The sequence below is a fragment of the Microbacterium sp. zg.Y909 genome (assembly GCF_024626565.1).
The window spans coordinates 1-1,421 of sequence record NZ_JANJFJ010000645.1; the positions used below are offsets into that span (position 1 = coordinate 1).

1 protein-coding gene is annotated in these 1,421 nt (G+C 69.1%); it reads right to left on the reverse strand.

Translation table 11 applies throughout. The annotated features are described in order from the left end of the window. The coding region (locus NQ160_RS23750; protein ID WP_257517446.1) for an NADP-dependent isocitrate dehydrogenase at positions 1-1,421 on the reverse strand (1,421 nt) is incomplete at both ends.

Sequence of the window (1,421 nt, forward strand, 5' to 3'; positions counted from 1 at the left end):
CGGGTGACGGCGAGCTTCACCCAGTCGCGCACGGCGATGTCCTTGGTCTGCGTCGCACGCCAGATGTCACCGGGGGCGACGGCGTGCTCGAGCAGCACGTCTCCGGCGGAGTTCCGCACCTGCACGACGCCCTCGGAGGCGATCTCGAACGTCTTGTCGTGGCTGCCGTACTCCTCAGCCGCCTGCGCCATGAGGCCGACGTTGGGAACGCTGCCGATCGTGGCCGGGTCCAGCGGACCGTGCGCGATGACGTCGTCGATGACGGTCTGGTAGACCCCGGCGTACGAGGAGTCCGGGATGACCGCGATGGTGTCGTCCTCGCCGCCATCGGCGCCCCACAGCTTGCCGCCGTTGCGCACGAGCGCCGGCATGGAGGCATCCACGATGACATCCGACGGCACGTGCAGGTTCGTGATGCCCTTGTCCGAGTTGACGTACGACAGGCGGGGTCCGCCTGCCATCGCGTCGGTGAAGGCCGCGATGATCTCCTCGCCGCCCTCGACGTCCTTCAGGCCCGACAGGATGCCGCCGAGGCCGTCGTTCGGGGTGAGTCCGGCGGCGGCGATGCGGTCGCCGTACTTCGCGAACACGTCGGCGAAGTAGGCGCGCACGACGTGGCCGAAGATGATGGGGTCGCTGACCTTCATCATCGTGGCCTTCAGGTGCACCGAGTACAGCACGTCGTCCGCCTCGGCGGCGCGCAGCGTCTCGGCGAGGAACGCGTCCAGGGCCGCGGCCGAGAGGAACGTGGCATCCACGATCTCGCCCGGAAGGACCTTCAGGCCCTCCTTGAGCGGAGTGACGGTGCCGTCGGATGCCACGTGCTGGATCGTCAGCACGTCGTCGGCGGCGATCACGACCGAGGTCTCGTTGGCCTTGAAGTCGTCGTGCCCGAGGGTGGCGACGCGGGTCTTGGATCCTTCGGCGAACGGCTTGTTGCGGTGCGGGTGCTTGCGGGCGTAGTTCTTCACCGCCAGCGGCGCGCGGCGGTCGCTGTTGCCCTCACGCAGCACCGGGTTGACCGCGGAGCCCTTGATGCGGTCGTAGCGGGCGCGGATGTCCTTCTGCTCGAGCGTGGTCGGCTCGTCGGGGTAGTCCGGGATGTCGTAGCCGGCGGCCTGCAGCTCGGCGATGGCGGCCTTCAGCTGCGGGATGGATGCCGAGATGTTCGGCAGCTTGATGATGTTGGCCTCGGGCAGGGTCGCGAGACCTCCGAGCTCGGCCAGCGCGTCACCGACCTGCTGCTGCGGCGTCAGCCGCTGGGGGAAGGCGGCGAGCACGCGGCCCGCCAGCGAGATGTCCCGCGTCTCGACGGACACCCCGGCCTGACCGGTGTAGGCCTGCACGATGGGCAGGAACGATGCCGTCGCCAGCGCCGGCGCCTCGTCGGTGTACGTGTAGATGATCGTGGGCTCGGTCAC